Here is a 23,641-nt window from a genome sequence, read left to right as displayed (position 1 = left end):
GGTCCGGAGAGGGCAGCGCCCTCTCTGGCCCCCAAGAACCTCGGCAGGAGGGCATCAGGCCGCCGCGGCGCGGTTCCAGGGCATCCGCCGAAGCAGCGTCGCCATGCCGCAGGTGCCGGTGAGGCCCGCGAAGACCAGCCCCGCGCCCACGAAGCCCGAAAGCGCGAGGAACCAGGGCGAGACGAGCGCGGCCAGCACGAGGCCGAGCAGCACGAGGGAACCAGCGGCGATCTGCACCTGCCGCATCAACTCGATCGGCCGGCGCCGGTCTTCCGCAACGGGTAGGCCGGCCGCCTTCCAGCCATCCAACCCGCCTTCGACCAGATAGGCCTCGCAGAGTCCGGCCTTCGCGGCCAGGCGCTGGCTGTTGGCGCCGGTGCGCGCGCCGCTCCGGCAGTGGAACAGCACGGGCCGGCCCTCCTGCACGGCAAGTTCCGCAGCCTCCAACCGCGAGAGAGGGAGGTTGCGCGCGCCCGGAATGCGCTCGCGCGCATGCTCGTCGGGCTCGCGAATATCCACCAGCATGGCGCCCTCACGCATCAGCCGTGCCGCTTCCGGTGGGGTGATCGTCCTCATGTCCTGTCCTCCTTGCTCCGCTCAGTCTTCCGGCGGGCAATAGAGGTCGCGCAGCAGCGTTAGCAGCCGCTCGGCCTTCGGATCGGCGAGGCGGTAGAACACCGCCTGCGCTTCCTTCCGCGTCGTGACGAGCCCGTCCTCCCGCAGCCGGGCGAGATGCTGGGAGAGCGCGGGCTGGGAAAGGCCGATCGCCTCCGCCAGCGCCCCCACCGTCATCTCTCCCTGGCCGACCAGATGGCAGAGCAGGAGAAGCCGGTTTTCGTTGGCGAAGAGCCGCAGCATCCGCGCCGCCTCCGCCGCCTTCTCCTGCAGGACCTCGAGGTCCCGGGTCTTTGTCCCCAACGCGCACCCACCTTCCATAAGATGACTCTTATTAAGATATCCCTTATGGATGGTTCAAGCCCGGAACTCCTATCCAATCGAGACGGGCACCGGCGGCTCAAAGGCCTGAATCGGAGGAAGATTCCCCTCGAAGCGCTCCACTTCCAGGATGGTGAGCTGCCCCGTGCAGCCCTGGGCGAGGCGCGATGTGCCCGCATCCCGCGTCAGCACATTCGGGTTGCCATGGACGCAGAGAGGCTTGTCCTCCGTCGGGTCCGCCGGGTCGTACCAGGCACCGGTGGGGAGCTGCACGACGCCTGGCCGCACATCCTCGGTGATGGAGGCGCAGGCAAGGCAGGCGCCGCGGTCGTTGAACAGGCGCACGATGTCGCCCTCCGCGATCCCGCGCGCGGCGGCATCGGCGGGGTTCATGCGCGCAACCTCACGCCCCCGCCGCTTCTGGCTGGCGCTGTACCCACCGAAATCCAGCTGGCTGTGCAGCTTGGTATAGGGCTGGTTCGCGACCAGCTGCAGCGGGTGCCACGCATCTGGCACCTCCACCTTCGGCAGCCAGGCCGGGTGGCCGGGGCAGTCGTCATAGCCGAAGCCCGCCACGGTCTCGGAGAAGATCTCCACCTTGCCGCTGGGCGTGGGCAGGGGCTGGCCGTCCGGATCCTCGCGGAAGGCGCGCAGGATGCCACCGTCATCCGGGGCGGAGGGAAGCGTGATCTCCCCTGCCTCCCAGAACTCGTCGAAGGAGGGGGCGGGCAGGCCCTTCCCGGCCAGCGCCTCCTGCGTGCGGGTGTAGAGGTGGCGCAGCCATTCGCGGGCGGTGCGGCCCTCGGTGAAGGCCTGCTCCGTGCCCAGGCGGCGGGAGAGGGCAGCGAAGATCTCGTAATCGTCCCGCGCCTCGCCGAAGGGCTCGGCCAGCTTGTGCATGGCCACCATCAGCGGGTCGGTCGCGGCGGCGCCGATGTCGTCGCGCTCCAGCGTCATGGTGCAGGGCAGGACGATGTCCGCATGGCGCGCGGTCGCGGTCCAGGCCAGCTCATGCACCACCAGCGTATCGATGCGCGCGAAGGCCTCGCGCAGCCGGTTCAGGTCCTGGTGGTGGTGGAACGGATTGCCACCGGCCCAGTAGACCAACTTGATGTCCGCATAGGTCATCCGCCGGCCGTTGTAGTCGTAGTCAGCGCCGGGGTTCAGCAGCATGTCGGCGATACGCGCGACGGGGATGAAGTTCTTCACCCCGTTCGTGCCCTGCGCGAGCGTCGGGATGGGCACCGCGTTCTGCTGCTTGCCGTAATGCGCCAGGCTGCCGAGCGCGTAGTTGTAGCCGCCGCCGGGAAGCCCGATCTGGCCGAGCATCGCCGCCAGCACCGCCGCCATCCACACGGGCTGCTCGCCGTGCTCCGCGCGCTGCAGCGACTGCGCGACGGTGATGAGGGTGCGGCCCTTCGCGATCTGCCGGGCGAGGGCGACGATGCGCTCGGCCGCAATTCCGCAGATGGCGGCGGCCCAGGCGGCGTCCTTCGCCTGCCCGTCCTCCTGGCCCAGGAGGTAGCATTCGAATTGAGGGTAGCCGACGCAGAAGCGGCCGAGGAAGGCGGTGTCGTGCAGTCCCTCGGAGGCCAGCGTATGGGCCAGACCGAGCATCAGCGCGACATCCGTGCCCGGCACGGGCGCCAGCCATTCCGCGCCCGCCTCATCCGGCAGGTCGGTCCGCAGCGGTGAGACGAGGATGAAGCGCGTGCCCCGCTCCTTGGCACGGGCCATGGACTCCCGTTCGATATGCCGGCTGATGCCGCCGCTCGCCACCGCGCTGTTCTTGATGGCCATCCCGCCGAAGGCGAGGACGTGGTCCGTGTGCTCCAGGATCTGCGTCCAGGTCACGTTCCGGCGGCAAACCGCGTCGAAGGGGCCGAGGATATGGGGCAGGATCACCGCCGAGGCCCCGGCGCTGTAGGAGTTGACCGAGCGCACATAGCCGCCGAGCGCCGTGTTCAGAAAGCGGTGCACCTGGCTCTGCGCATGGTGGAAGCGCCCTGCGGAGGACCAGCCATAGGAACCGCCGAACACCGCCTCCGGCCCATGGGCATCGCGCACCCGCGCCAGCTCCCGCGCCAGCAGGTCCAGTACCTCGTCCCAGCCCATCTCCACGAACTCGTCCCGGCCGCGACGGTGGTCGGGCCCAGGGCCGTTCTCCAGCCAGCCGCGGCGCACCATCGGGCGCGCGATGCGGGCGCGGTGGCGCAGCGCATCGGGGAAGTTCTGCAGAAGGGGGGAGGGATCGGGGTCCGCCGGGTGCGGGGCGACCACCAGCCGCCCATCCGCCCAATGCGCGCGGAACACGCCCCAATGGGAGCTGTGGGTACGCGGCTGGTTGGGGCTGGCATTATGTGTCACGGGCTGACCTCGAGCGACGGGGGAGGCTGGTAACCCTGCCCCTCTTGCTTCACTGAATGAAATTGTTTTTATTGGTTGAAGTGGAAGCCTAGAAACCGGCCAGGCCGACGTCAAGCTTGGCCCGATATCAGCGGATAACAGCATGACGGCAGGCGCGACGCCCGGGAATAAGGCGCCTCCCACCGGCGTATTGGAGCGCGCGCTCCTCGTCCTCTCCTGCTTCACCGAGGCACATCCGCGCCTGCACCTGCGCGAGCTCGCTGCCCACAGCGGGTTGGACAAGGCAACGCTGCTGCGGATGCTCGGCACCTTCGCCGCGCATGGCTTCGTCCGCCGGGGAGAGGACGGGCGTTATGCCCCGGGGCCCGCCGCCCTGCGCCTCGCGGCCCTCTACGGCGCCACCAATGATTTCCCGGCGCGGATGATGCCGGTGCTGAAGGCGGTCATGGAGCGGACCGAGGAGAGCGCCGCCTTCTACGAGCGAGACGGGGATGACCGCGTATGCGTGTGCCGCGTGAACGCGCCGCGCGCCTTGCGCCACCAGGTGGAAATGGGGGAGCGGCTTCCCCTCTCGGCCGGCGGCGCCGCGGCGCATGTGCTGCTTGCCCATACGGGCGGCGAGACACCGCGCGCGGAGGAGGTACGGGCCCAGGGCTATCTCAGCACGGCAGGACAACGCGACCCCGGGCTCGCCTCGGTTGCGCTGCCGGTGTTCGATGAGGAGGGGCGGTTCATCGGGGCATTGGTCGTCAGCGGCCCCATCAGCCGCCAGACCGGGGAGGGCTTCGAACGCGCGCGCGCCATCGCGGCGGAGCTGCTGCGGGAGCAGGGCTTCTCGACTGGAACGGGGCGTTGATGTGGCGGGATCTGTTGGTGCATCCCGGGGAGAGGAAGAAGGAATTCTTCCTCTCCCCGGCCCCCTCGCCATCATCTTTTTCTTCAAGTTAGAGTCACTCGGCTGACGGTGCGCCTGAGGTCTAAAACCTCAGGCGACTGCAAGCGCAGGAAAAAGCCCGGAACCAGAGACCCCACCTATCCGGGGCATCCACGGCAGTCAGACGGGGTTCCAAGGGCCTCAGGCCCTTGGCGGGTGGAGGGCGGAGCCCTCAATAAGATCAACCTAACCCGACCATCTTCCCCGGATTGAGAATGCGCGCGGGATCCAGCGCGTCGCGCAGGCGTCCCATCAGTTCCATCTCCACCGGGTCCTTGTAGCGCCGCAGCTCGCCGGCCTTCAGCAGGCCGATCCCATGCTCGGCCGAGATGGAGCCCCCGAGATCGACCACGATGTCGTGGACGATTCCGTTCATCTCCTCCCAGCGCGCCAGGAAGGCGGCCTTTTCCATCCCCTCGGGCTGGGTGAGGTTGTAGTGGATGTTGCCGTCGCCGAGATGGCCGAAGGCGCAGATGCGCGCGCCCGGCATGGCCGCCGCCACCGCATCCCCGGCGCGCTTGAGGAAGGCCGGCACGCGGGAGACGGGGACGGAGACATCGTGCTTGATGCTGCCGCCGGCCTTCTTCTGTGCCTCCGGAATGCCTTCGCGCAGACGCCAGAGGGCGGCGGCCTGCTCCAGACTTTCAGCGATCACGGCATCCGCCACCAGCCCCGCCTCGAAGGCCTGTTCCAGCAGGGATTCCAGCACCGGCCGCAAGGTGCCGTCGGCATCCGAACCCGCCAGCTCGATCAGCGCGTAAACGGGGTGGCGCTCCGTGAAGGGGCTCTGCCCGCCCGTATGGTGCTCGACGATCTCCAGCGCGAAGGAGGAGACGAGTTCGAAAGCCGTTACCGCCTCCCCCGCCCGGTCGCGTGCCATGGAGAGGAGGGTCAGCGCATCGGCGGGGTCCCGCAGCGCGCAGAAGGCCACCTGCCGGTCCGTCAGGCGGGGGAAGAGCTTCAGCACCGCGCGGGTGATGATGCCCAGCGTGCCCTCGCTGCCGATGAACAGGTGCTTCAGCGCGTAGCCGGTGTTGTCCTTGTGCAGGGCACGCAGGCCGTTCCACACGCGGCCATCGGCCAGCACCACTTCCAGCCCCAGCGTCAGCTCCCGCGCGTTGCCATAGCGCAGCACGTTGATGCCGCCCGCATTGCTCGCGAGATTGCCGCCGATCTGACAGCTTCCCTGCGCGCCGAGGCTGAGCGGGAAAAGGCGCCCATGCGCCTCCGCCGCCGCCTGGATATCAGCCAGCACGCAGCCCGCCTGCACGGTCATGGTGAAGTTCAGCGGATCGACGTCCTCGATCCGGTTCATGCGGCCGAGGGAGAGCAGCACCTCATGCGCGCCCGAGACGGTGCCGCCGACCAGGCCGGTATTCCCGCCCTGCGGCACGATGGGGACGCAGGCCTCGGCGCAGATTCGCACCGCCGCCGCCACCTCCGCCGTGCTGCGGGGGCGGAGGACGATGGGCGCCTGGCCGCGATAGAGGCTGCGTTCCTCCACCAGATAGGCCGTGCGATCCCCCTCCTCGGTCAGCACCGTGCCCTCCGGCAGGGCCGCGCGCAGCCGTGCCGCGAGCTCGGCGGGCACGCGCCGCGCGTCGCGGGCCGTGGGACCGGGCGCCAGGGAAAAGGGCGCGCCGCTCATGCCGCGCTCTCCAGGCCATGCCGCGCCGGCTGAAACACCGGGCCGAGGCGGCGGTCCAGCCCCGCCTCCCCCGCCCCGAAGCCGCGGCACCAATCGACGACCGCCTCCCGCGCGCGCGCGTCCCGCATCGAAAGGCCGGCGATGCCGTGGAAGCGCTCCACGAGCGGCTCCCATTCCCAGGGCGCCTCCGGGTCGCCGCGGCGGAAGCTCCGCTCCTCCACCAGCACGCGGCCGTCCCGGGTCCGCACCGTGATCCGCGCGGGCCGCTCCTTCGGGTAGCGGGCGGAGAACTCGGCCGGCGCCAGCACCTCCACCCGGTCCGCCAGGGCCTGCACCGCCTCATCCGCCACCGCACGCCCGTCGAAGCCGGTGAAGGAGAGATCGCCACCGGCCAGCAGCAGCGCGACGCAGAAGGCGGTGGAGAACTTCGCATCCGTGGCATTGGCGGGCCGGCGGATGCCGGCGATGTCGAGCAGCGCCTGGGGCGCCTCCACCTGCACGCGGTCGATTTCCTCCACCTTCAGCCGCGCGGCGCGCACCAGGTCCTGGGTGGCGTCAAGCAGGCTGTGCATCTGCCCGCAGACCGGCCAGCCCTTGATGGTGGTGGTGAGGATCTGCGGCTCCGCGCCGGGCCGGAGGCTCGCGGAGTCCTCCGGCGCGATCTTCCAGGCGGCCAGCATGCCCCGCCGCCCTTCCAGCACGCGCGTGGCGCCGGGGATGCGTGCTTCGGCGAAGAGCGCGGCCGTCACGCCGTTGCGCACGGCGATGGCGGGGTGCAGCGCCTTGGCCTCCGTCGCCCCGTCATCCAGGAACTGCCAGAGGCCCGCGGCCTGGGTGCCAGCATGGCCGAGGGCCCAGAGGGTGCGCTCGGCATCCAGCCGCAGCAGCCGCGCGGCGGCGGCGGCGGCGCCGAAGGTCCCGGCCGTGGCGGTGGTGTGATTCGTGGCCGAATGCGCCTTGCCGAGATGGGCGCCCATGCGAAGCCCGGCCTCGTATCCCGCCACCACGGCCGCGCGCATGTCCGCCAGCGTCGTGCCCGGCCGTGCCTGGGCCAGCGCGACCACGGCGGGCATCACCGTGATGCCGGGATGCATCATCGCCGCGCGGTGGGAATCGTCGAACTCCCAGAAATGGCTGATCGCGGCATTGGCGGCGGCAGCCTCCACTGGTCCCCAGCCGCGCGCATCGCCGGCCACCGCGCAGGGGCCCGAGCCCGGCGCGGCGCCGGCGGCGAAGGCGTCACGATAGGCGGGGTAGAGCGGGTGAGCCGCGCCGGCGATCAGCGCGCCGCACCAGTCCAGCGCGCTGGAAGAGAGGGAGGACGCCACTGCCTCGGGCCAGTCATCGGGATCGAGCGCCGCGATCCACTCGGCCAGGGGCCGCAGGGCGGGGGTGGTCACGGTTTCTCGGTCTCCTCGGCGTCCTGCGGAATGACGCCCCTGCCCGCCACGGGGATGCGCAGGAAGGTCGGGCCACCCTCCCCGCCCGGGAAGCGCCCGGCGCGGATGTTCACCTGGATGGAGGGCAGCAGCAGCATCGGCGCCGCGAGGGTCGCGTCCCGCTTGGTGCGCATCGCGACGAACTCCTCCTCGCTGCGGCCGCCGCCGACATGGATGTTCTTCGCCCGCTCCTCCGCCACCGTCGTCTCCCAGGCGAAGTGGTCACGGCCCGGAGCCTTGTAGTCGTGGCAGATGAAGACGCGGGTCTCCGGCGGCAGGGCGAGGAGGCGCTGGATGGAGCGATACAGCGCATGCGCGTCGCCCCCCGGGAAGTCCGCGCGCGCGGTTCCCGAATCCGGCATGAACAGCGTGTCGCCCACGAAGACCGCATCGCCGATGCGGTAGGCCACGTCGGCGGGGGTGTGTCCGGGGACGTGCAGCACCTCCACCTCCAGCCCCCCAAGGGCGAAGCGTTCCCCGTCCGCGAAGAGCCGGTCGAAATCCGCGCCGCCCGGGCGCAGGTCCCGGGCGTCGAAGACGGGGCGGAAGATGGTCTGCACCTCCGTGATGCGCGCACCGATGCCGATCGGCGCGCCGGTGCGGTGCTTGATATAGGGCGCGGCGGTAAGGTGGTCGGCATGGGCATGGGTCTCCAGCACCCATTCCAGCCGCAGCCCCTTCTCCTCGGCGGCCCGCAGCATCGCATCGGCCGAACGCGTATCCGCCTCGCCGGATCGGTTGTCCCAGTCCAGCACGGGGTCGATCACCGCGGCCGCGCGCGTCGCGGCGTCCCAGACGAGGTAGCTGACCGTGTTCGTCGCTTCGTCGAAGAAGGCCTGAATGGCCGGTGCCGCGGTGGTCATGACATGACGCCCCTATTGCGGATCGATGCGGACCTTGGTGCTGAGATCCGTCCAGCCTTTGATCTCGCGGTCAAGAATTTCCGCCAGGGCCTGACGCGGGCCAGGCACGAACTCCACTCCGTCCGCACGAAAGCGCTCGCGCAGCCCCGGATTGGACAGGGCCTTGTTCAGCCCGGCGTTCAGAGTCTCCAGCACGGGCACGGGCGTCGCGGCGGGGGCGAAGATGCCATTCCAGCTGAACACGTCGAAGCCCGGCACGATCTCGGAAATGGCGGGCACGTCTGGCAGCAGCGGGGCACGGTTGAGCGAGCTGACGGCGAGCAACTTCGCGCCCTGGCGCTGCAGGGCCAGTGCATCGGAAAGCTGGGCGAAGATGCCGTGTACGCGGCCCGAGAGCAGGTCGGTCGCCACCACGCCGCTGCCGCGATAGGGCACGGGCGTGATCTCGGTGCCAATGCGCAGGCCGAGCAGTTCCCCGGCGAGGCGCGTCGCGGTCATCTGCCCCGTATTGGCCAGCAGGAAGGCGCCGGAATTCGCCTTCGTCCAGGCCACGAAGCCGGCGAGGTCATTCGCGGGGAAGGACTTGGTCACCGTCAGCACATAGGGCTGCGTCGCCATCCGCCCCACCGGCGCCAGGAACTGGCGCGGATCGCCGGGCAGGAGCTGCGGCTGGAAGGCGGCCGTGATGGAGGTTCCGGGGGTCGCGATGAAGAGCGTGTGCCCATCGGGCTCCGCCCGCGCCACCGAGGCGGCCGCGATGGCGCCCGAGGCGCCAGGCCGGTTGTCGATGACGATCGTGGTGCCGAGGGCGGCGGCCAGCGGCTCGGACAGCGCGCGGGCGATGATGTCCACCGCGCCGCCGGGCGCAAAGGGCACGGCCAGCAGCACGGGGCGGGAACTCAGCGACTGTGCCCGGGCGGGGCCCGCGCCGAGCAGGGCGGCTCCGCCGCCGATCACCCCCAGGAGGGCGCGGCGTCGCGTCAGGAGCGGTCCGGTCGAAAGGGATGTGTCACGCATGGTTGGTTCCTCCAGATGCACCGATCCCTGCCGCTTCATACGGCTTATGTCCAGATCAATGCGTTAATTGCCAATTTTCACATTTCTTGACTGTGCATCCTATCGCGCGGCCCCCTGGCCCACCGGCGCATCCGGCTGAGCCGACCACTCGCTCCAGGAGCCGGCATAGAGGGATGCGCCGTGCAGGCCCGCGACCTCCATGGCCAGGAGGTTATGGCAGGCGGTCACACCGGAGCCGCATTGCGCCACCAGCTCGGCCGCTGGGCGGCCACCGGTGATGGCGTCGAACTCGGCGTGCAGGACGGAAGCGGGCTTGAAGCGGCCGTCCGGCCCAAGATTGTCCCGGAAGAAGCGGTTGCGCGCGCCCGGGATATGACCGCCGACCGGGTCGAGTGTCTCGTTCTCGCCGCGGAAGCGGTCGGGGGCGCGCGCATCCAGCACCTGCCGCGTCCGGGGGCCGAGATCGGCCAGCACCGTAGGGTAGTCCACCGTCGGAACGAGGGAGGGGCGCAGCGCGAGGTCGCCGGCCCGGCGCGGCGCGGGGGTGCCGGTCTCCAGCGCGCCACCCGCCGCCTGCCAGGCGGGCAGGCCACCATCGAGCACCGCCGCGGCCTCATGCCCGATCCAGCGCAGCATCCACCAGAGCCGGGCAGCATACATGCCGGCCGCGTTGTCATAGGCCACCACCTGCATGCCGGCCGAGAGCCCCAGCGCGGCCATGCGCGCGGCGAAGTCTTCGCGGCTGGGAAGCGGATGGCGGCCGTTGCGGCCGGTCTTCGCGGCGCTCAGGTCGCGCTCGAGCTCCAGATGCATGGCGCCGGGCAGATGGCCCGCCGCGTGAACCCGCGCACCCGCGGAGGGGTCGGTCAGATCGGCGCTGCAATCGCAGACGAGGATCCGGTCCGGGCCTTGCGCCAGGAGCGCTACGAGTTCCCCGGCCTGGATGAGGGTGGTGAAGGCCACGCCCTCAGCCCTCCAGCCAGGCGGCGGTGCGGGCGAGCACGCGGTCCACGCTCGCCCCGGCCTCGCCGAGATAGCCGCGCGGGTCGGTCATCCGGGCGATGTCGGCATCGTTCGAGACCTTCGAGATCTCGGGATGGCGGCGCATGGCCTCCGCGAAGTCGAGCTTGTTCTCGATGCCATGCATCGAGGCCTCGTAGATCCAGTGATGGGCGTTCTGCTTGCCGACCTTCTCGCCGAGTTCAAGCATCACGCGCTCGGAGAGGAGATAGCCGCGCATCCGGTCGAGATTGGCCATCATCGCCTCCTGGTCCACGCGGAGGCCGCGCAGCAGCACGGAGCATTGGAACAGCAGCGCGCCGGCGATGAGGCAGCATTCCGGCATGGCCTTCCACTCGGTCTTCCAGCCGATGCCGTCGCGCTCATGCTCCGCGACCATCGCTTCCACCATCATGTTGGCGGAGGCGCGCAGGCCGCGGGCGATGCAGGGCAGGTTCTCGGCGAAGACCGGGTTGCGCTTGTGCGGCATGGTCGAGGAGCCGAGCTTGCCCTCGGTGAAGCCCTCCTCCACCTCGGCGAACTCGTTGCGCTGCATGTTGAACAGCTCGTTGCCGATCTTGCCGATCGTGCCGCCGATGAGGTTCAGGATGCCCGCATATTCCGCGAAGCGGTCGCGCGCCGGGGCCCAGGAGATGTCGGGCACGCCGAGTCCGAGGATCGCCATCGTCTCCTCCTCGACCTGCCGGGCCTTGGGGCCGAGCGAGGCCTGGGTGCCGACCGCGCCCACCAGCTCGCCGACGAAGAGGCGCGGCTCGCACTCCTTCAACCGGGCGTGGTGGCGGGAGAGCTCATCGAGCCAGATGGCGCATTTGTGGCCGAAGGTGATGGGCAGGGCGAGCACGCCATGGGTGCGCCCGGCCATGATGGTGTCCCGGTGCTGCCGCGCCAGCCGCGCGAGCTCCTTGGCGGTGGCCTTGATGTCGCGCAGGAACAGGGCATGGGCATCGCGGATCTGGAGCACCATGCCGGTGTCGATCACGTCCTGGGTGGTGGCGCCGTAATGCACCCACTGCCCGTTCTCCTCCGAGCAGGCCGCCTGGAGCTGCTTCAGCGCGGGGACCAGGGCGTGCTTCACGCGCCGGATCTCGGCGGCCATCTTCGGAATGTCGATCGTCTCGGCCCTGGCATGGGCCACGATGTCGTCCGCCGCCGCCTGCGGGATGATGCCGAGCTTCGCCTGCGCCTTGGCCAGCGCCGCCTCGACCTGCATCCATTTCTGCACGCGGCTGGTCTCTTCGAAGATCGCCCGGGTCTCGTCCGTGCTCCAGTTGTGCTGGAGGGCCTGCATGTCGAAGACCGAGATCGCCATCGCTTCCTCTCCGCCGGCGCACCGGGGCCGCCGCGCTTATTTCAATGAATGAAAGATATTTTGCTAAGTGAAATTTTGAGTAGTCCGGTCGAGGCGCCGAGTCAATCATCCCCGGCGCCGCGCGCCTTCCCGGCAGGATTTGATCGGGGGCCTGGAACTTGCACGTCGCCCATCCCTTCCCCTTCCCGCATCCGACGGTGAAGCTCGCCCCATGCCCCTGCACGTCGCCCTGACGCACCGCACCGCCTACCGCTACGACCGGCCGGTCTCGCTCGGCCCACAGACGATCCGGCTCCGGCCCGCTCCCCATGCGCGCACGCCGGTCCTTTCCTACGCGCTGGCGGTCGAGCCGAAGCCGAACTTCATCAACTGGCAGCAGGACCCGCAGGGGAACTTCCTCGCCCGCGTGGTCTTCCCCGAGCGGGTGACGCATTTCGACGTCACGGTCGATCTCCTGGCCGACATGGCCACGATCAACCCCTTCGACTTCTTCCTGGAGCCGGAGGCCGAGACCTGGCCCTTCACCTACGACCCCGTGCTGGAGCAGGAGCTGGCACCCTTCCGGCGGAAGGAGGAAGCGGGCCCCCTGCTCTCCGCCTTCCTGGCGGAGACCTCGCAGGAAGGGGGCCAGGGGACCGTCAACATGCTCGTGGCGCTGAACCAGCGCCTGATGCAGCGCGTCTCCTATGTGGTCCGCATGGAACCCGGCGTCTGGACGCCGGAGGAAACGCTGACGGCCTGCAAGGGCTCCTGCCGCGACAGCGCCTGGGTGCTGGTGCAGGTGCTGCGCCATCTCGGCTTCGCCGCGCGCTTCGTCTCGGGCTACCTCATCCAGCTCGTGCCCGATGTGAAGCCGCTGGAAGGGCCGGAGGGGCCGAGCGAGGACTTCACCGACCTGCATGCCTGGTGCGAGGTCTACCTGCCCGGCGCAGGCTGGATCGGCCTCGACCCCACCTCCGGCCTGCTGACGGGCGAGGGCCATATCCCGCTCGCCGCCACCCCCGAACCCGCCTCCGCCGCGCCCATCTCCGGGATGGTCGAGGAGAGCAAGGCCGAGTTCGACTTTGCCATGCGCGTCACGCGGCTGCGCGAGACCCCTCGCGTGACCAAGCCCTATACCGAGGCCCAGTGGCAGGCGATCCTCGTCCGCGGGCGGGAGGTGGACCGGGTGCTGGCGGCGGGCGACGTGCGCCTGACCATGGGCGGCGAGCCCACCTTCGTCGCGGCGGACGACATGGACGCGCCGGAGTGGACGACGACGGCGCTCGGCCCGACCAAGCGCAGCCTCGCCGGCCGTCTGATCCGCCGCCTGGCGGCGCGCTGGTCCCCTGGTGCCGCCCTGCAATACGCCATGGGCAAGCACTATCCCGGGGAACAGCTGCCGCGCTGGGCGCTGTTCTCTCATTGGCGGGCCGATGGGGAGCCGGTCTGGCGCAACCCGGACCTCCTCGCGTCGGATGACGACCGGGGCGATGCGACGGCGGAGGATGCCGCCCGCTTCGCCGCCGCCCTGGCCGAGCGCCTGCAGGTTGATCCCGGCCTCGTCACCCCGGCCTATGAGGACATCCACTACTTCCTCTGGCGGGAGCACCGGCTGCCGGCGAATGTGGTGGTGGAGGATGCGAAGCTGCGCGACCCGCTGGAGCGGGCGCGGCTGGCCCGCGTCTTCGGCCAGGGCCTTGCCTCACCCGTGGGCAGCGTGCTGCCCATCCGGCGCGTGCTTCAGGATGGCGCTCGGCGCTGGCAGTCCGGCCGCTGGTTCCTGCGCGGCGAGCACCTCTTCCTCGTGCCCGGCGACAGCCCGATCGGCTTCCGCCTGCCGCTGGAAACCCTGCCCTGGATGTCGGAGGAGGATCGGGCGCGGGAGTTCGAGATCGCGCCCGACCCCTTTGCCCCGCTCGCTCCCCTGCCCTCCCGCCAGGCCTTCGAGCCCGTCTCCGGCACGGATGGGCGCGGCCTTGGCGCGGGCCTAGGCAACGGTCTGAGCAATGGGTTGGGCAACGGGCTGGCGAATGGTGCCGAGGGCTTCCGCCCCGTGCCGCAGGACCTGCCCGTGGTGGGCCGCAGCGAGCCCGGCGTGGTGCGCACCGCCATGACGGTGGAGGCGCGCGGCGGCCTCATCCACGTCTTCTTCCCGCCGCTGCATCAGGCGGAGGACTGGCTGGACCTTGCCGCCGCCATCGAGGCAACGGCTGAGGAGACCGGCCGCAAGGTGGTGCTGGAGGGCTACCTGCCCCCGCGCGATCCGCGGCTGCTCAGCTTCTCCGTCACCCCCGATCCGGGCGTGATCGAGGTCAATGTCCACCCCTCCGCCTCCTGGGCGGAGCATGTGACGCGGACGGAGGAGCTGTATGAGGAGGCGCGCCAGACCGGCCTCGCCTCCGAGAAGTTCATGCTGGACGGCCGCCATGTCGGCACCGGCGGCGGCAACCATGTGGTGATGGGCGGCGCGACGCCCGCCGACAGCCCCTTCCTGCGGCGGCCGGACCTGCTGAAGTCGCTGCTGGGCTTCTGGCACAACCATCCCAGCCTCTCCTACCTCTTCTCCGGCCTGTTCATCGGCCCCACCAGCCAGCACCCCCGCGTGGACGAGGCGCGGCAGGACAGCATCGCGGAACTGGAGGTTGCCTTCTCCCAGATCCAGGCCGGGAAGGAGACGCCCCCCTGGCTGGTGGACCGGCTGTTCCGGCACCTGCTGGCGGACATGACCGGCAACACGCACCGGACCGAGTTCTGCATCGACAAGCTCTACGCGCCGGAAAGCGGCTCCGGGCGCCTCGGCCTGGTGGAATGGCGCGCGGCGGAAATGCCGCCCCATGCGCGCATGTCCGCCGCCCAGGTGCTCCTGCTGCGCTCCGCCATCGCGGCCTTCTGGCACCACCCCTATGAGCGGCGGCTCGTACGCTGGGGCACGCGGCTGCATGACGAGTTCATGCTGCCCCACTACGTGGCGCAGGACTTCCACGACGCGCTCGAGGAGCTGGCCGGCCTGGGTTGCCCGCTGGAGCGGGAGTGGTTCGCCCCGCATCTCGAATTCCGCTTCCCGCTGATCGGGGAGGTCTCCCTCCGCGGCACGGGGATCGAGCTGCGGCACGCGCTGGAGCCCTGGCACGTGCTGGGCGAGGAACCCGGCGGCGGCGGCACGGTGCGCTACGTGGACAGCTCCACCGAACGCGTGCAGGCCAGGGTGACAGGCTGGGTGGAGGAACGCTTCATCCTCTCCTGCAATGGCCGCGCCGTGCCGCTGGCGCCCACCGAACGCCAGGGCGAATACGTGGCCGGCGTGCGGTTCAAGGCCTGGGCGCCCCCCTCCGCCCTGCACCCCACGATCAAGGCGCAGTCGCCGCTGGTCTTCGACCTGTATGACCGCTGGACCCGCCGCAGCCTGGGTGGGCTGACGCACCACGTCTCCCACCCCGGCGGACGCAACTACGAAGCCCTGCCGGTGAACGCGAACGAGGCCGAGGCGCGCCGCCGCATCCGCTTCCAGCCCTTCGGCCACACGCCGGGCCCGATGGCGGAGCCGCCTCTCGAGGTCTCGCGCGAGGCGCCGCGCAGCCTGGACCTGCGGCGGGGGGCTTTCTGACCGGGGGAGCCCTGCTTCATTCCTGGCGGCCGGCGCGCCGCCGCACAGGACGACTTCGAGCTCCGGGGCTCTGGTTCTGGTCTGTCGGCCTGTCCCGGGGAGAGAAAGAAGGAATTCTTCCTCTCCCCGGACCCCTCATCTTCTTCTCTTTCTTCAATTTGGAATCGTTCGGTTGACGGTGCGCATCGGGTCGATGACCTGAGGCGACTGCAAGGGCAGGAAAAGCCAGAACTAGAAACCCCTCCATTCCGGGGCATCCACGGCAGTCAGATGGGGTTCCAAGGGCCTCAGGCCCTTGGCGGGTCGAGGGCGGAGCCCTCCCCTTAGGGTCAGAGCCCCCCGCCGGACCGCATCAGCCCGAGGACTGCCCATCGGACCGGACGAGGTCGTGGATGAAGCCCAGTTTCCCGATGGCGGCGGGTGACAGCACGAAGGGGTATAGATCCGGCTGTCCCATGCTGCGGTTGAGGCTGTTCACCGCGAAGGCCAGGGGCAGCCAGTCGTCGATGATCCTGTGGATGTCCGGTTCCTTGTAGGGGTCGTAGTCGATCCTGGCGTGCAGTTCGCCGGTCTTGTCGAGCTTCGGCTGCACCCGCAGGCCGAAGGAGCTGGCCGTTTCCAGCGTGTCGACGATGTGCAGGTAGTGGGCCCAGCTTTCCGCGAAGTCCTCCCAGGGGTGGGTGGTGGCGTAGGCGCTTACGAAGTGGTCCTGCCAGTCGGCCGGCGGTCCTTCCGCGTAGTGGCGCTGCAGCGCCGCCTCGTAGCTCTCGCTGTCGTCGCCGAAGATGGCGCGGCAGGCTTCCAGCTTCCCGCCGTCCCGCACCAGCTTGTCCCAGAAGTAGTGCCCGACCTCGTGCCGGAAGTGACCGAGGAGGGTGCGGTAGGGCTCGCCCATGTTCTTGCGCATCATCTCGCGCTCGGCGTCGTCCGCCTCCTTGAGCGCGATGGTGATCAGGCCGTTGTCATGACCGGTCATGATCTTCGGGCCGCCCGGGTCCGGGGAATCCGCCAGGAAGTCGAAGGCCAGCCCTTCCGGGTCGTCGTTCCGGTTCGCCAGGGGAAGGCAGAAGCGCACCAACGTGTAGAACAGCCGGTGCTTCGCGAATTCCAGCTTCCGCCAGCGCTGCAGGTTGTCGCCTTCGGCTGTGTTCGGGACGGTCCGGTTGTGCCGGCAGGCCGCGCAGAAGCTTTCAGGCGAATCCGCCGGAATGGTCCAGTTGCACACATCGAACTCGGCATTCGAGCAGAAGCGCCGCAGCCCTCCGGGTGCCGCCAGGGGGCGCCAGGCATCGCCTTCGGGCTGCATCGCGGAGAGGGTCGCGTTGTCCGGGAGATAGCCGAGGCGCAGCTTGCAGCGCTCGCAATGCGTGTTCTCGAAATACAGCAACTGCTCGCAGTTCTGGCAGCGGAACAGGCGCATCGGGTCGGCCTTCGGAGGGGGGCGGGGTGGTCGGAAGCCGTGAAACGCGACCGGCCTGTATGCGTTGCCCGGAGCCACGGCGAGCGGTCAAGATTCACGTGGGAACCCGGATCGGTAAGGGCCGGAGCAGGCGCTACTGCAGAAGCCCGGGAAGATTCCTGATGTGGAGATAGGTGGGGTCGAAGGCCGCCAGGTCCTTGAGCGCCCCCCATTGCAGCACCGTGATCGTGTTCCGACGCCAGACGATCAGCTCGTCCCGCCGCAGGTCCTGCAGCACCCGGTTCACATGCACATTGGACAGGCCGAGAGCGTCGGCGATGTCGTTCTGCGTGACGGGCATCTGGTACGTCATCCCCTCGGCCAGGCCCACCGCGGCGAAGCGAAGCGTCATCTCGCAGAGAAGATGCGCCACCCGCTCATGGGCGGTTCTGCGCCCGAGCGCGACCATCCAGGCCCGGAAGACCGAGGCGTCGATCAGCGTCTCCCGCCAGAAGGCGTGCAGGAGGCCGGGAAATCGCTGGGTCATCCGCTGCAGGTTCTCATGCGGGATGAAGGCGGTCGTGGTGCGGGCCATGGCGGCCACGCTGTGGTCCATGGTCTTAAGATGCAGGCTCTGGAGGTCCGGGATGTCGCCCGGCGGGTGGAAGGCGACGATCTGGCGCCGACCGTCCGGCAGCAGCATGTAGCGGCAGACGAAACCGGTCAGGATGAGGCAGCAGCTTTGGGGGTGATCGCCGGAGCGCACGATGTCATGGCCCGCATCGAACTCCCGCAGGATCACGGGAAGGTCCATGAGAGCCTGCCGCTCCTCCTCGGTCAGGTCCGTGATGCTCTCCAGCTTCCGGACCAGCCTTTGCCGCTCCGGCACATGCTCCATGTTCTGCAAGGCACGCTCCATGGGCGTCCGCGCCGCCCCCGCACCGGGACGTTGGCCCCAGAGCCTCAGCTTAGCCGAACTCGGCTTCTTCTACGAAATGCGACTGAATGCGGCATGGCGGTACAGGCCCCGGCGCCGAACGCCGGAGCCTGCTGCATCCCTGAGGGAACTTTAGGCCGACCGGGTCCTGGTCGCCCGCCGCCCGGCATCCCGGGCCCGCCGCTCCTCCTCCAGCTCGCCCAGCGCGGCCGCGAGGATCGGCAGCGCATCCGGGTCCTCGGGGACAGGCGAGCCACGCATCTGGGTTTCGAACACCGCCCGCTGGCGCCGCAACTCCAGGGCGAGAGGCCCATGGCAGGGGCGGCGCCCCCCGCTGGCCTCCAACTCGAACAGGCCGTTGGGGCAGTAGCGGTCATTGTCCCAGCCGAGATGGCTCAGCACGGGGTAGAGGCAGATGCCGCCGACCGGCACGCCCAGCCGCATCGCCGCCCGGACCTCGGCGCAGACATAGCGGAGCCACGGGGCGCGTGGCTGGCCCTCGATGCTTGTCTCGGCCAGGAAGATGGGGCGGCGGTAGCGCTGCCAGGCGTCCACCAGCAACTCGCGGAACGGACGGTAGCGGGGGTCGCCGGCCTCGATCTTCTCGCCTTGATACTCCCACTGGTTGTTCCAGTAGTAGTTCACGCCCATCACGTCGAAGCCGTCATCCCCGCCGCCCAGTTCCGGCCAGCCCTGGCCGAGAAGGGCATCCCAGCCCTGCCACTGGGAGCCGGTATAGGCCTCGGCATGGCCCGCATCCTCCGGCTTGAGCGGCACGACCCGGATCAGCGGATCCACCGCGATGATCCGCGTCCCCGGCACGGCAGCCCGGGCCGCCCGGCCAGCACGCAGCGAGGCCCGGATGAGCTGCTGCTTCAGCTCGCCGCCACGCCCCTGCGCCTTAGGGTTGAAATGCGCGACCTCTCCTCCCGCCCAGGCCCAGAACGAGATCTCGTTCACCGGGCAGAGAATGGGCGGCTGCCCCTCCTCCTCCAGCGCGAGGCGGGCGAAGGCGGCGGTGTAGCGGGCGAGGGATTCGACAAAATCCTCCGACCACGGGTCGATGAAGTCGGGATAGCCGTAATGGGCCATGTCCCACGCCACCCGCACCCCGGCCGCGCGGGCGGCCCGCATCTGCGGCAGCACGCTGGACCAGTCGTATTCCCCCGGTGCCGTCTCCACGAGATGCCAGCGGACGCCATCCCGGGCGCCCAGCATCCCGTGGGTGGCCAGCGCCGCGTAATCCTCCTCCGCCAACTCGTCGTGACGGGTGGAGGCCACGAGATCCAGGCGCCGGCCGTCGTGCCGGCGATGCGTCGAGCATTCGAAACCGCCCATGAAGAAGCTGGGGAAGAGAGGCTTCCCCTGGTCATCCGTCATGGCCGCCATTTCAGTCGGCCGCCGCCACGAGGTTCTGGCCACCGTCGCCGCGCGGCAACGTCGTCTCGATCCGGCGGAAGGTCGCGAGCGCCTGGGCCACGACCTGGTCCATGTTGTAGTAGCGGTAGGTGGCGAGGCGGCCGACGAACCAGACGTCCTGCGTGGCATCCGCCAGCGCTTCGTATTGCTTGTACAAGGCCGCGTTCTCCGGACGGGGCACGGGATAGTAGGGATCCCCTTCGGCGGCGGGGAACTCATAGGTGATGCTGGTCTTCGGATGAGCCTGCCCGGTCAGGTGCTTGTACTCGCTCACACGGGTGAAGGGCACCTCCTCCCCGGGATAGTTCACGGTGCCCACGGGCTGGAACCACTCCTGGTCATGCGTCTCATGCCGGAAGGTGAGCGAACGGTAGGGCAGTTTGCCGAAGCGGAAGCCGAAGAACTCGTCCACCGGTCCCGTCCAGACCATCCGGCGGTGGGGGATGCTGTCCTTCACCGCGGCATAGTCCGTGCTGGTCATCACCGTGATGTTCGGATGGTCCAGCATCTTCCGAAACATGGCGGTGTAACCATCGGCCGGCATGAACTGGTGGGTGTCCGTGAAGTAGCGGTCGTCGTTATCCGCCCGCGTCGGCACGCGGGAGGTCACGGAGCGGTCCAGCTCCGACGGGTCCAGGCCCCATTGCTTGCGCGTGTAGCCGCGGAAGAAGGTCTCGTAGAGCTTCCGCCCGACCCGGGAGACCACCACGTCCTCGGAGGTGCGGATCTCCTCCACCGGCTCCGCCTGGGCGGAGAAGAACGCCTCCACCTCCTCCTCGGAGGTCAGGCTCAACCCGTTCAGCCGGTTCACCGTGGTGCGGTTGATCGGCATGGGAACGAGCATGCCGTCCGCCATCCGCGCGAGCACACGGTGCTCATAGGCCCGCCAGCGCGTGAACTGCGAGAGGTGCTCGAACACCGCCGCGCTGTTCGTGTGGAAGATGTGCGGGCCGTAGCGGTGGATAAGGAGCCCCGCTGCGTCCAGCTCATCATAGGCATTGCCGCCGACGTGATCACGGCGATCGATGACGCAGACCTTCTCGCCACGGACAGTGGCGATCCGCTCCGCCAGCGTGGCCCCGGCGAAGCCGGCGCCGACAATGAGCCAATCAAACATGGGGAGCCGCCGTGGAGCTGGACATCGCGCGGTTCTGCGCCCCATCCGCCAGGTCGCGCGCCGCTGCCTGTCCGATCAGGGCCTTCATCCTCGCCCAGACCGAATCCCAGGAGATACGGGCGAGACGCATATCGGCCTTGGCGAGCCAGGCACTGCGGGGCTGGATCATCGCGGCCTCGGCGCCGGCGATCACCTCATCGGCGTTGCTGGCGATCGCCGCCAGCCCATCCTCGCCCCAATCCCGCACCACATCCGTGATCGGGGTGGACACTACCGGCACGCCGGCCGCCAGATACTCCGGCGTCTTGGTCGGGCTGATATAGCGGGTGGACTCATTCAGCGCGAAGGGCATGAAGCCCACATCCCAGCTTGCCAGGTACTGCGGCAGCTCGTCATGCGACTTGAAGCCGAGCCAGTGGATGTTCGCCGGGCGCGGCAGGCTGGCGGGGTCGATCTTCACCACCGGGCCAAGCATGACGAAGGTCCAGTCCGGCCGGCGCTCGGCGACGCTGCGGAGGAGCTCGAGATCCATCCGTTCATCGACCACGCCGAACCACCCGAGGCGCGGCCGCGGCAGCCCGGCCTGATCGGCCGGCTCCTGACAGGCATCGCCCAGGTTCCGCGCGGGGGCGAAATGCGCGGCGTCCACGCCACTGGCGAAGAGATGCGCATGCGGGTGCAGGCCACGCTTCGCCTCGTAAAGGCTGCGCCCGCCGGTGAAGACGAGGTCCGAGCGCTGCATCAGCCGGCGCTCCAGCAGGCGCAGGCCCGGCGAGGCACCGCGGAAGGCCGACAGCTCGTCCATGCAGTCATAGACCGTGACCTGCGGCTGCAGATGGCCCGAGAAGGAGAGCGCCATCGGGGTGTAGTACCAGGCCACCGCGATCGGCTCGGCCCCCTGCGGCCCTTCCAGCAGGTCGTCGATCAAGGCGCGCTGGGCGGCATCGCTCCGCGCCTCGTCTAGCCCTGCGGGCAGGATGGGGGTCGCGACCTGAACGCCATCCGGGGTGTCGCGCAGCTCCATGCGGGGAAGGCCTGCCTCGGCTGGACGGTGCATCGGCTCCTCGATGAAGAGGACGCGATACGTCTCGGCCGCCCGGGTCAGGAGATGCTGGGGGCGCTGGAACACGAAGTTCCAGCGCAGATGCGAGAAGCAGATGAGAAGCGGCTTCGAGACCTGCGCCTCGGACGGGAAGGAAAGAATGGGACGGCTCCTGCTTCTCGAGGGAGGAAGGGCCGGCCCACCGGTGGCCGGCCTCAAACCCGGTGTGATGTCGCGTTAGGAGATGGTGCCGCCAGGCACGCCTGCCGGGGGCTGCATGGTCGTCTGCTCCGCCTGGGCGCCGCCATCGGGGCGGGCCGGCGCGAGCTGCGGAACCTCGCCGAGCGGCTTGGAGATCATCGCCTCGAACTGGCCCTTGCCGTCGAGCGACGTACCGGTCGTCCAACGCCCCTCGGGCGCGATGCCATCGGCGCTGTGGACGAAGAAGGCGTAGGCGAACTCGCCCTTCTCCTGCGCCTGCGGGAAGCTGTTCGGGATCGGCAGCGCCGCGGTGCCGCCAAGTTCCTCGATCACGGCCAGCCATTGCTGCTGATGCATCGTGTCGCGGGCGATGAGGAAGGACAGCATGTCCTTCATGCCCGGATCATCCGTCATGCCGTAAAGCCGCACCGCGAGGGCGCGGCCGGTCGCCTCCGCGGCGACATTCGCATACATGTCCGCGGCCAGGTTGCCGCTCGCATAGACATGGCTGGCGTTGAAGGGAACGCCGTTGCAGTTCTCCGGCGTGGCGGCAAGGCCGGTCGAGAGGATGTGGCGGAGGTTCATGCCGTTCAGCACGGCGCCCGCCATCGGATCCGCGGACATCTCCTCCTGAAAGGAGAGTGGCGCGCCTTCGAGGTTCAGCGCGACGGCGGTGGAAAGCATCTCGACATGCCCGATCTCCTCCGTGCCGGTATTGAGGAGCATGTCACGATACTTCATCGGCCCCCGCGCGCCCCAGGACTGGAAGAGGTACTGGAGCATCACGCGGATTTCGCCTTCGACGCCGCCGATCGCCTGCTGCAAGGCCCTTGCGAAAACGGGATTGGGCCGATCCACTCGAACAGGGTATTGCAGGCGAGGGGTGGAGAAGAACATGAGGGAATCCTGTGGCAAGCGAGCCGGTGCAGGCTCGTAACTCCGTTCTCCTTGGGGCGGTTTCGAAGCATCCGGCTTAACTTAGGATGATGGACACGCAGCTTTGACCGCTTTTCACTGACGACGGAGCCGCTCATCCAGAGGAGCAACAAGGCCGCGGAGTCGAAGCCCGGCGGGTGCGCAACGCGCGAGAAGCGAGTATTCCGAGAGCTGCGGCGCATGCGATTAACCCATGTTAGTTTCGTCATCCATCTGAAATGTCGTGGGCCGCTGAACCGGTCTGATGCTGGCGCGTTCGAAGGGTCTCGGTGGTGCTTCCACCCTTCCCGGAGAATGTGACGAATGAGCGAACTGCAGACGATGCTGGTCGACCAGCTGAAGGATGCCTTTAGCGCGGAGAAGCAGGCGATCCAGGCGATGAAGAGGACGCTGCGCAAGGCGTCTGACCCCCAGCTGAAGCAGGGGATCGAGGCCCATATCGCGCAGAGCGAAGAGCAGCGCGACCGCGTGGAGCAGGCGCTGGACAAGATGGGCGCGCGCCCCGGCCGCAAGGTGTGCGAGGCGATGCGCGGCCTCGTCGAGGAGGCGATGCATGAGATGGAGGAGCAGGACAAGGGTCCGGTGATGGACCTGGTGATCGTGGCCAGCCAGCAGCGCATGGAGCATTACGAGATCGCGGCCTACGGGACGATGGTCGAGCTCTCCAAGGCGATGGGGCAGACCGAGGTCGCCGAGCTGCTCGCGCAGACGCTCGCCGAAGAGAAGGCGCAGGACCAGCAGCTCACGGATGTCACGCGCGCCAGCATCCTGCCGGCGGCGCTGGAGATGGAGCAGGAAGCCGCCTGACCGGCGGACCGCGCACCACCCCGTCCCGACCAGAAAGAAGGAAGAGTTCATGCAGGAAAGTGCCCGCGACCTTTACGTCACCGGCCTCGTCAATGCCCGCGCACTGGAGACTCAGGCGATCGAGCTCCTCTCCCGCCAGGTGGAGCGGCTGGAGAACTACCCCGAGGTTGAGCAGGCCCTCCGCCGGCATATCACGGAAAGCGAACAGCAGCGCGAGCGGCTGGACACGATCCTTGAGACCCTCGGCAGCTCGAATTCCACGGTGAAGGACTTCATCACTGGCCTGATGGGCAACATCGCCGCCCTGTCCCACGCGCCGATGCAGGACGAGATCCTGAAGAACAGCTTCGCGAACTACGCCTTCGAGCACTTCGAGATCGCCTCCTACAAGGGTCTCCTGGTGCTGGCGGAGATCGCGGGCGACAACACCTCGCCCACGGCCCTGCGCCAGTCCTTGCAGGAGGAGGAGCGCATGGCGCAGTGGTGCGCCGACAACCTGGAGCCCATCGTGCGGAAGTATGCGATGCGGACCATCGGGGGGACGACGGCCGGTATCTGACCGGTCTGACGTGACGTCGGCGGGGCGTGGCGCCCGAGTTCTCCTTCCGCGGGAGGACCTGCGGCACGCCCCGCTGTCATGAGGGGGACGAGTAAAGCGTGACGG

At 69.1% G+C, this 23,641-nt stretch carries 19 protein-coding genes; 4 read left to right on the top strand and 15 right to left on the bottom strand.

What is annotated here, in order from left to right; genetic code table 11:
- Positions 1-54: 54 nt before the first annotated feature.
- From BUB97_RS04280 to BUB97_RS04270, 3 genes are all read right to left on the bottom strand, one after another.
- Positions 55-576, bottom strand: a complete 522-nt coding sequence (locus tag BUB97_RS04280; protein WP_073131853.1) for a rhodanese family protein — start codon at positions 574-576, stop codon at positions 55-57.
- A 21-nt stretch (positions 577-597) separates the two neighbouring features.
- Entirely contained in the window at positions 598-918 is a 321-nt protein-coding gene (locus BUB97_RS04275; protein WP_338141769.1) for an ArsR/SmtB family transcription factor, read from the bottom strand.
- 69 nt (positions 919-987) lie between these two features.
- On the bottom strand, positions 988-3,303 hold the full coding sequence (locus BUB97_RS04270) for a molybdopterin guanine dinucleotide-containing S/N-oxide reductase (protein WP_073131847.1): 2,316 nt from the start codon (positions 3,301-3,303) through the stop codon (positions 988-990).
- Positions 3,304-3,445: 142 nt separating this feature from the next.
- Here BUB97_RS04270 and BUB97_RS04265 point away from each other — a divergent pair, with 142 nt between their 5' ends.
- Positions 3,446-4,159 carry an IclR family transcriptional regulator gene (locus tag BUB97_RS04265; RefSeq protein WP_073131843.1) on the top strand — a complete coding sequence of 238 codons (714 nt, stop codon included), beginning with the start codon at positions 3,446-3,448 and terminating at the stop codon, positions 4,157-4,159.
- A 259-nt stretch (positions 4,160-4,418) separates the two neighbouring features.
- On the opposite strand, the gene BUB97_RS04260 is transcribed toward BUB97_RS04265, so the two are convergent.
- The 6 genes from BUB97_RS04260 to purB form a co-directional block, all read right to left on the bottom strand.
- A complete protein-coding gene (locus BUB97_RS04260) occupies positions 4,419-5,885 on the bottom strand; it encodes an FAD-binding oxidoreductase (RefSeq protein ID WP_086061895.1) in 1,467 nt (488 codons plus the stop codon).
- Positions 5,882-7,285: an MmgE/PrpD family protein gene (locus BUB97_RS04255; RefSeq protein WP_086061894.1), complete on the bottom strand. Its 1,404-nt coding sequence runs from the start codon at positions 7,283-7,285 to the stop codon at positions 5,882-5,884. Before BUB97_RS04255 ends, BUB97_RS04260 begins: the two co-directional genes overlap by 4 nt.
- Positions 7,282-8,187, bottom strand: a complete 906-nt coding sequence (locus BUB97_RS04250; RefSeq protein ID WP_073131840.1) for an MBL fold metallo-hydrolase — start codon at positions 8,185-8,187, stop codon at positions 7,282-7,284. Before BUB97_RS04250 ends, BUB97_RS04255 begins: the two co-directional genes overlap by 4 nt.
- A 12-nt stretch (positions 8,188-8,199) precedes the next feature.
- Positions 8,200-9,204: a Bug family tripartite tricarboxylate transporter substrate binding protein gene (locus BUB97_RS04245; RefSeq protein ID WP_073132214.1), complete on the bottom strand. Its 1,005-nt coding sequence runs from the start codon at positions 9,202-9,204 to the stop codon at positions 8,200-8,202.
- A 99-nt stretch (positions 9,205-9,303) separates the two neighbouring features.
- A complete protein-coding gene (locus BUB97_RS04240) occupies positions 9,304-10,167 on the bottom strand; it encodes a sulfurtransferase (RefSeq protein ID WP_073131838.1) in 864 nt (287 codons plus the stop codon).
- 4 nt (positions 10,168-10,171) lie between these two features.
- Positions 10,172-11,533: an adenylosuccinate lyase gene (gene purB, locus BUB97_RS04235; RefSeq protein ID WP_073131836.1), complete on the bottom strand. Its 1,362-nt coding sequence runs from the start codon at positions 11,531-11,533 to the stop codon at positions 10,172-10,174.
- A 211-nt stretch (positions 11,534-11,744) separates the two neighbouring features.
- On the opposite strand from purB, the gene BUB97_RS04230 reads away from it, so the two are divergent.
- Positions 11,745-15,119, top strand: coding sequence for a transglutaminase family protein (locus BUB97_RS04230; RefSeq protein ID WP_073131833.1), 3,375 nt, complete (start codon positions 11,745-11,747; stop codon positions 15,117-15,119).
- A 352-nt stretch (positions 15,120-15,471) separates the two neighbouring features.
- Here the strand turns inward: BUB97_RS04230 and BUB97_RS04225 are convergent, their stop codons facing one another.
- The 6 genes from BUB97_RS04225 to BUB97_RS04200 form a co-directional block, all read right to left on the bottom strand.
- The gene (locus tag BUB97_RS04225; RefSeq protein ID WP_073131831.1) at positions 15,472-16,539 is read right to left on the bottom strand and encodes a zinc-binding metallopeptidase family protein; all 1,068 of its coding nucleotides are present in this window, start codon (positions 16,537-16,539) and stop codon (positions 15,472-15,474) included.
- Between the two features lie 133 nt (positions 16,540-16,672).
- Positions 16,673-17,416 (bottom strand): Crp/Fnr family transcriptional regulator, encoded by a 744-nt coding sequence (locus tag BUB97_RS04220; RefSeq protein ID WP_073132212.1) that lies wholly within the window; start codon positions 17,414-17,416, stop codon positions 16,673-16,675.
- A gap of 171 nt (positions 17,417-17,587) precedes the next feature.
- Positions 17,588-18,835, bottom strand: coding sequence for a beta-glucosidase (locus BUB97_RS04215; RefSeq protein ID WP_217659570.1), 1,248 nt, complete (start codon positions 18,833-18,835; stop codon positions 17,588-17,590).
- A gap of 10 nt (positions 18,836-18,845) precedes the next feature.
- Positions 18,846-19,991 (bottom strand): UDP-galactopyranose mutase, encoded by a 1,146-nt coding sequence (gene glf, locus BUB97_RS04210; RefSeq protein ID WP_073131825.1) that lies wholly within the window; start codon positions 19,989-19,991, stop codon positions 18,846-18,848.
- Positions 19,984-21,120 carry a glycosyltransferase gene (locus tag BUB97_RS04205; RefSeq protein ID WP_217659569.1) on the bottom strand — a complete coding sequence of 379 codons (1,137 nt, stop codon included), beginning with the start codon at positions 21,118-21,120 and terminating at the stop codon, positions 19,984-19,986. Before BUB97_RS04205 ends, glf begins: the two co-directional genes overlap by 8 nt.
- Before the next feature lie 150 nt (positions 21,121-21,270).
- Complete coding sequence (locus BUB97_RS04200; RefSeq protein ID WP_073131823.1) at positions 21,271-22,131, bottom strand: manganese catalase family protein; 861 nt, start codon at positions 22,129-22,131, stop codon at positions 21,271-21,273.
- 342 nt (positions 22,132-22,473) lie between these two features.
- Between BUB97_RS04200 and BUB97_RS04195 the strand changes: the two genes are divergently transcribed.
- Both BUB97_RS04195 and BUB97_RS04190 read left to right on the top strand, forming a co-directional pair.
- Positions 22,474-22,977 carry a DUF892 family protein gene (locus BUB97_RS04195; RefSeq protein WP_073131820.1) on the top strand — a complete coding sequence of 168 codons (504 nt, stop codon included), beginning with the start codon at positions 22,474-22,476 and terminating at the stop codon, positions 22,975-22,977.
- A 49-nt stretch (positions 22,978-23,026) separates the two neighbouring features.
- A complete protein-coding gene (locus BUB97_RS04190; RefSeq protein ID WP_073131817.1) occupies positions 23,027-23,536 on the top strand; it encodes a ferritin-like domain-containing protein in 510 nt (169 codons plus the stop codon).
- Positions 23,537-23,641: the final 105 nt, after the last annotated feature.

This window comes from Muricoccus roseus, assembly GCF_900141905.1.
Taxonomy (GTDB): domain Bacteria; phylum Pseudomonadota; class Alphaproteobacteria; order Acetobacterales; family Acetobacteraceae; genus Roseomonas; species Roseomonas rosea.
This window is presented reverse-complemented; position numbering and strand designations above follow the sequence as displayed.

Bases quoted from the DNA above. Each gene is read 5' to 3' on its own strand.
- BUB97_RS04280 (WP_073131853.1), bottom strand. From the start codon at position 576: ATGAGGACGATCACCCCACCGGAAGCGGCACGGCTGATGCGTGAGGGC.
- BUB97_RS04220 (WP_073132212.1), bottom strand. From the start codon at position 17,416: ATGGAGCATGTGCCGGAGCGGCAAAGGCTGGTCCGGAAGCTGGAGAGC.
- BUB97_RS04260 (WP_086061895.1), bottom strand. From the start codon at position 5,885: ATGAGCGGCGCGCCCTTTTCCCTGGCGCCCGGTCCCACGGCCCGCGAC.
- BUB97_RS04195 (WP_073131820.1), top strand. From the start codon at position 22,474: ATGAGCGAACTGCAGACGATGCTGGTCGACCAGCTGAAGGATGCCTTT.
- glf (WP_073131825.1), bottom strand. From the start codon at position 19,991: ATGTTTGATTGGCTCATTGTCGGCGCCGGCTTCGCCGGGGCCACGCTG.
- BUB97_RS04200 (WP_073131823.1), bottom strand. From the start codon at position 22,131: ATGTTCTTCTCCACCCCTCGCCTGCAATACCCTGTTCGAGTGGATCGG.
- BUB97_RS04215 (WP_217659570.1), bottom strand. From the start codon at position 18,835: ATGACGGATGACCAGGGGAAGCCTCTCTTCCCCAGCTTCTTCATGGGC.
- BUB97_RS04250 (WP_073131840.1), bottom strand. From the start codon at position 8,187: ATGACCACCGCGGCACCGGCCATTCAGGCCTTCTTCGACGAAGCGACG.
- purB (WP_073131836.1), bottom strand. From the start codon at position 11,533: ATGGCGATCTCGGTCTTCGACATGCAGGCCCTCCAGCACAACTGGAGC.
- BUB97_RS04265 (WP_073131843.1), top strand. From the start codon at position 3,446: ATGACGGCAGGCGCGACGCCCGGGAATAAGGCGCCTCCCACCGGCGTA.
- BUB97_RS04225 (WP_073131831.1), bottom strand. From the start codon at position 16,539: ATGCGCCTGTTCCGCTGCCAGAACTGCGAGCAGTTGCTGTATTTCGAG.
- BUB97_RS04230 (WP_073131833.1), top strand. From the start codon at position 11,745: ATGCCCCTGCACGTCGCCCTGACGCACCGCACCGCCTACCGCTACGAC.
- BUB97_RS04190 (WP_073131817.1), top strand. From the start codon at position 23,027: ATGCAGGAAAGTGCCCGCGACCTTTACGTCACCGGCCTCGTCAATGCC.
- BUB97_RS04245 (WP_073132214.1), bottom strand. From the start codon at position 9,204: ATGCGTGACACATCCCTTTCGACCGGACCGCTCCTGACGCGACGCCGC.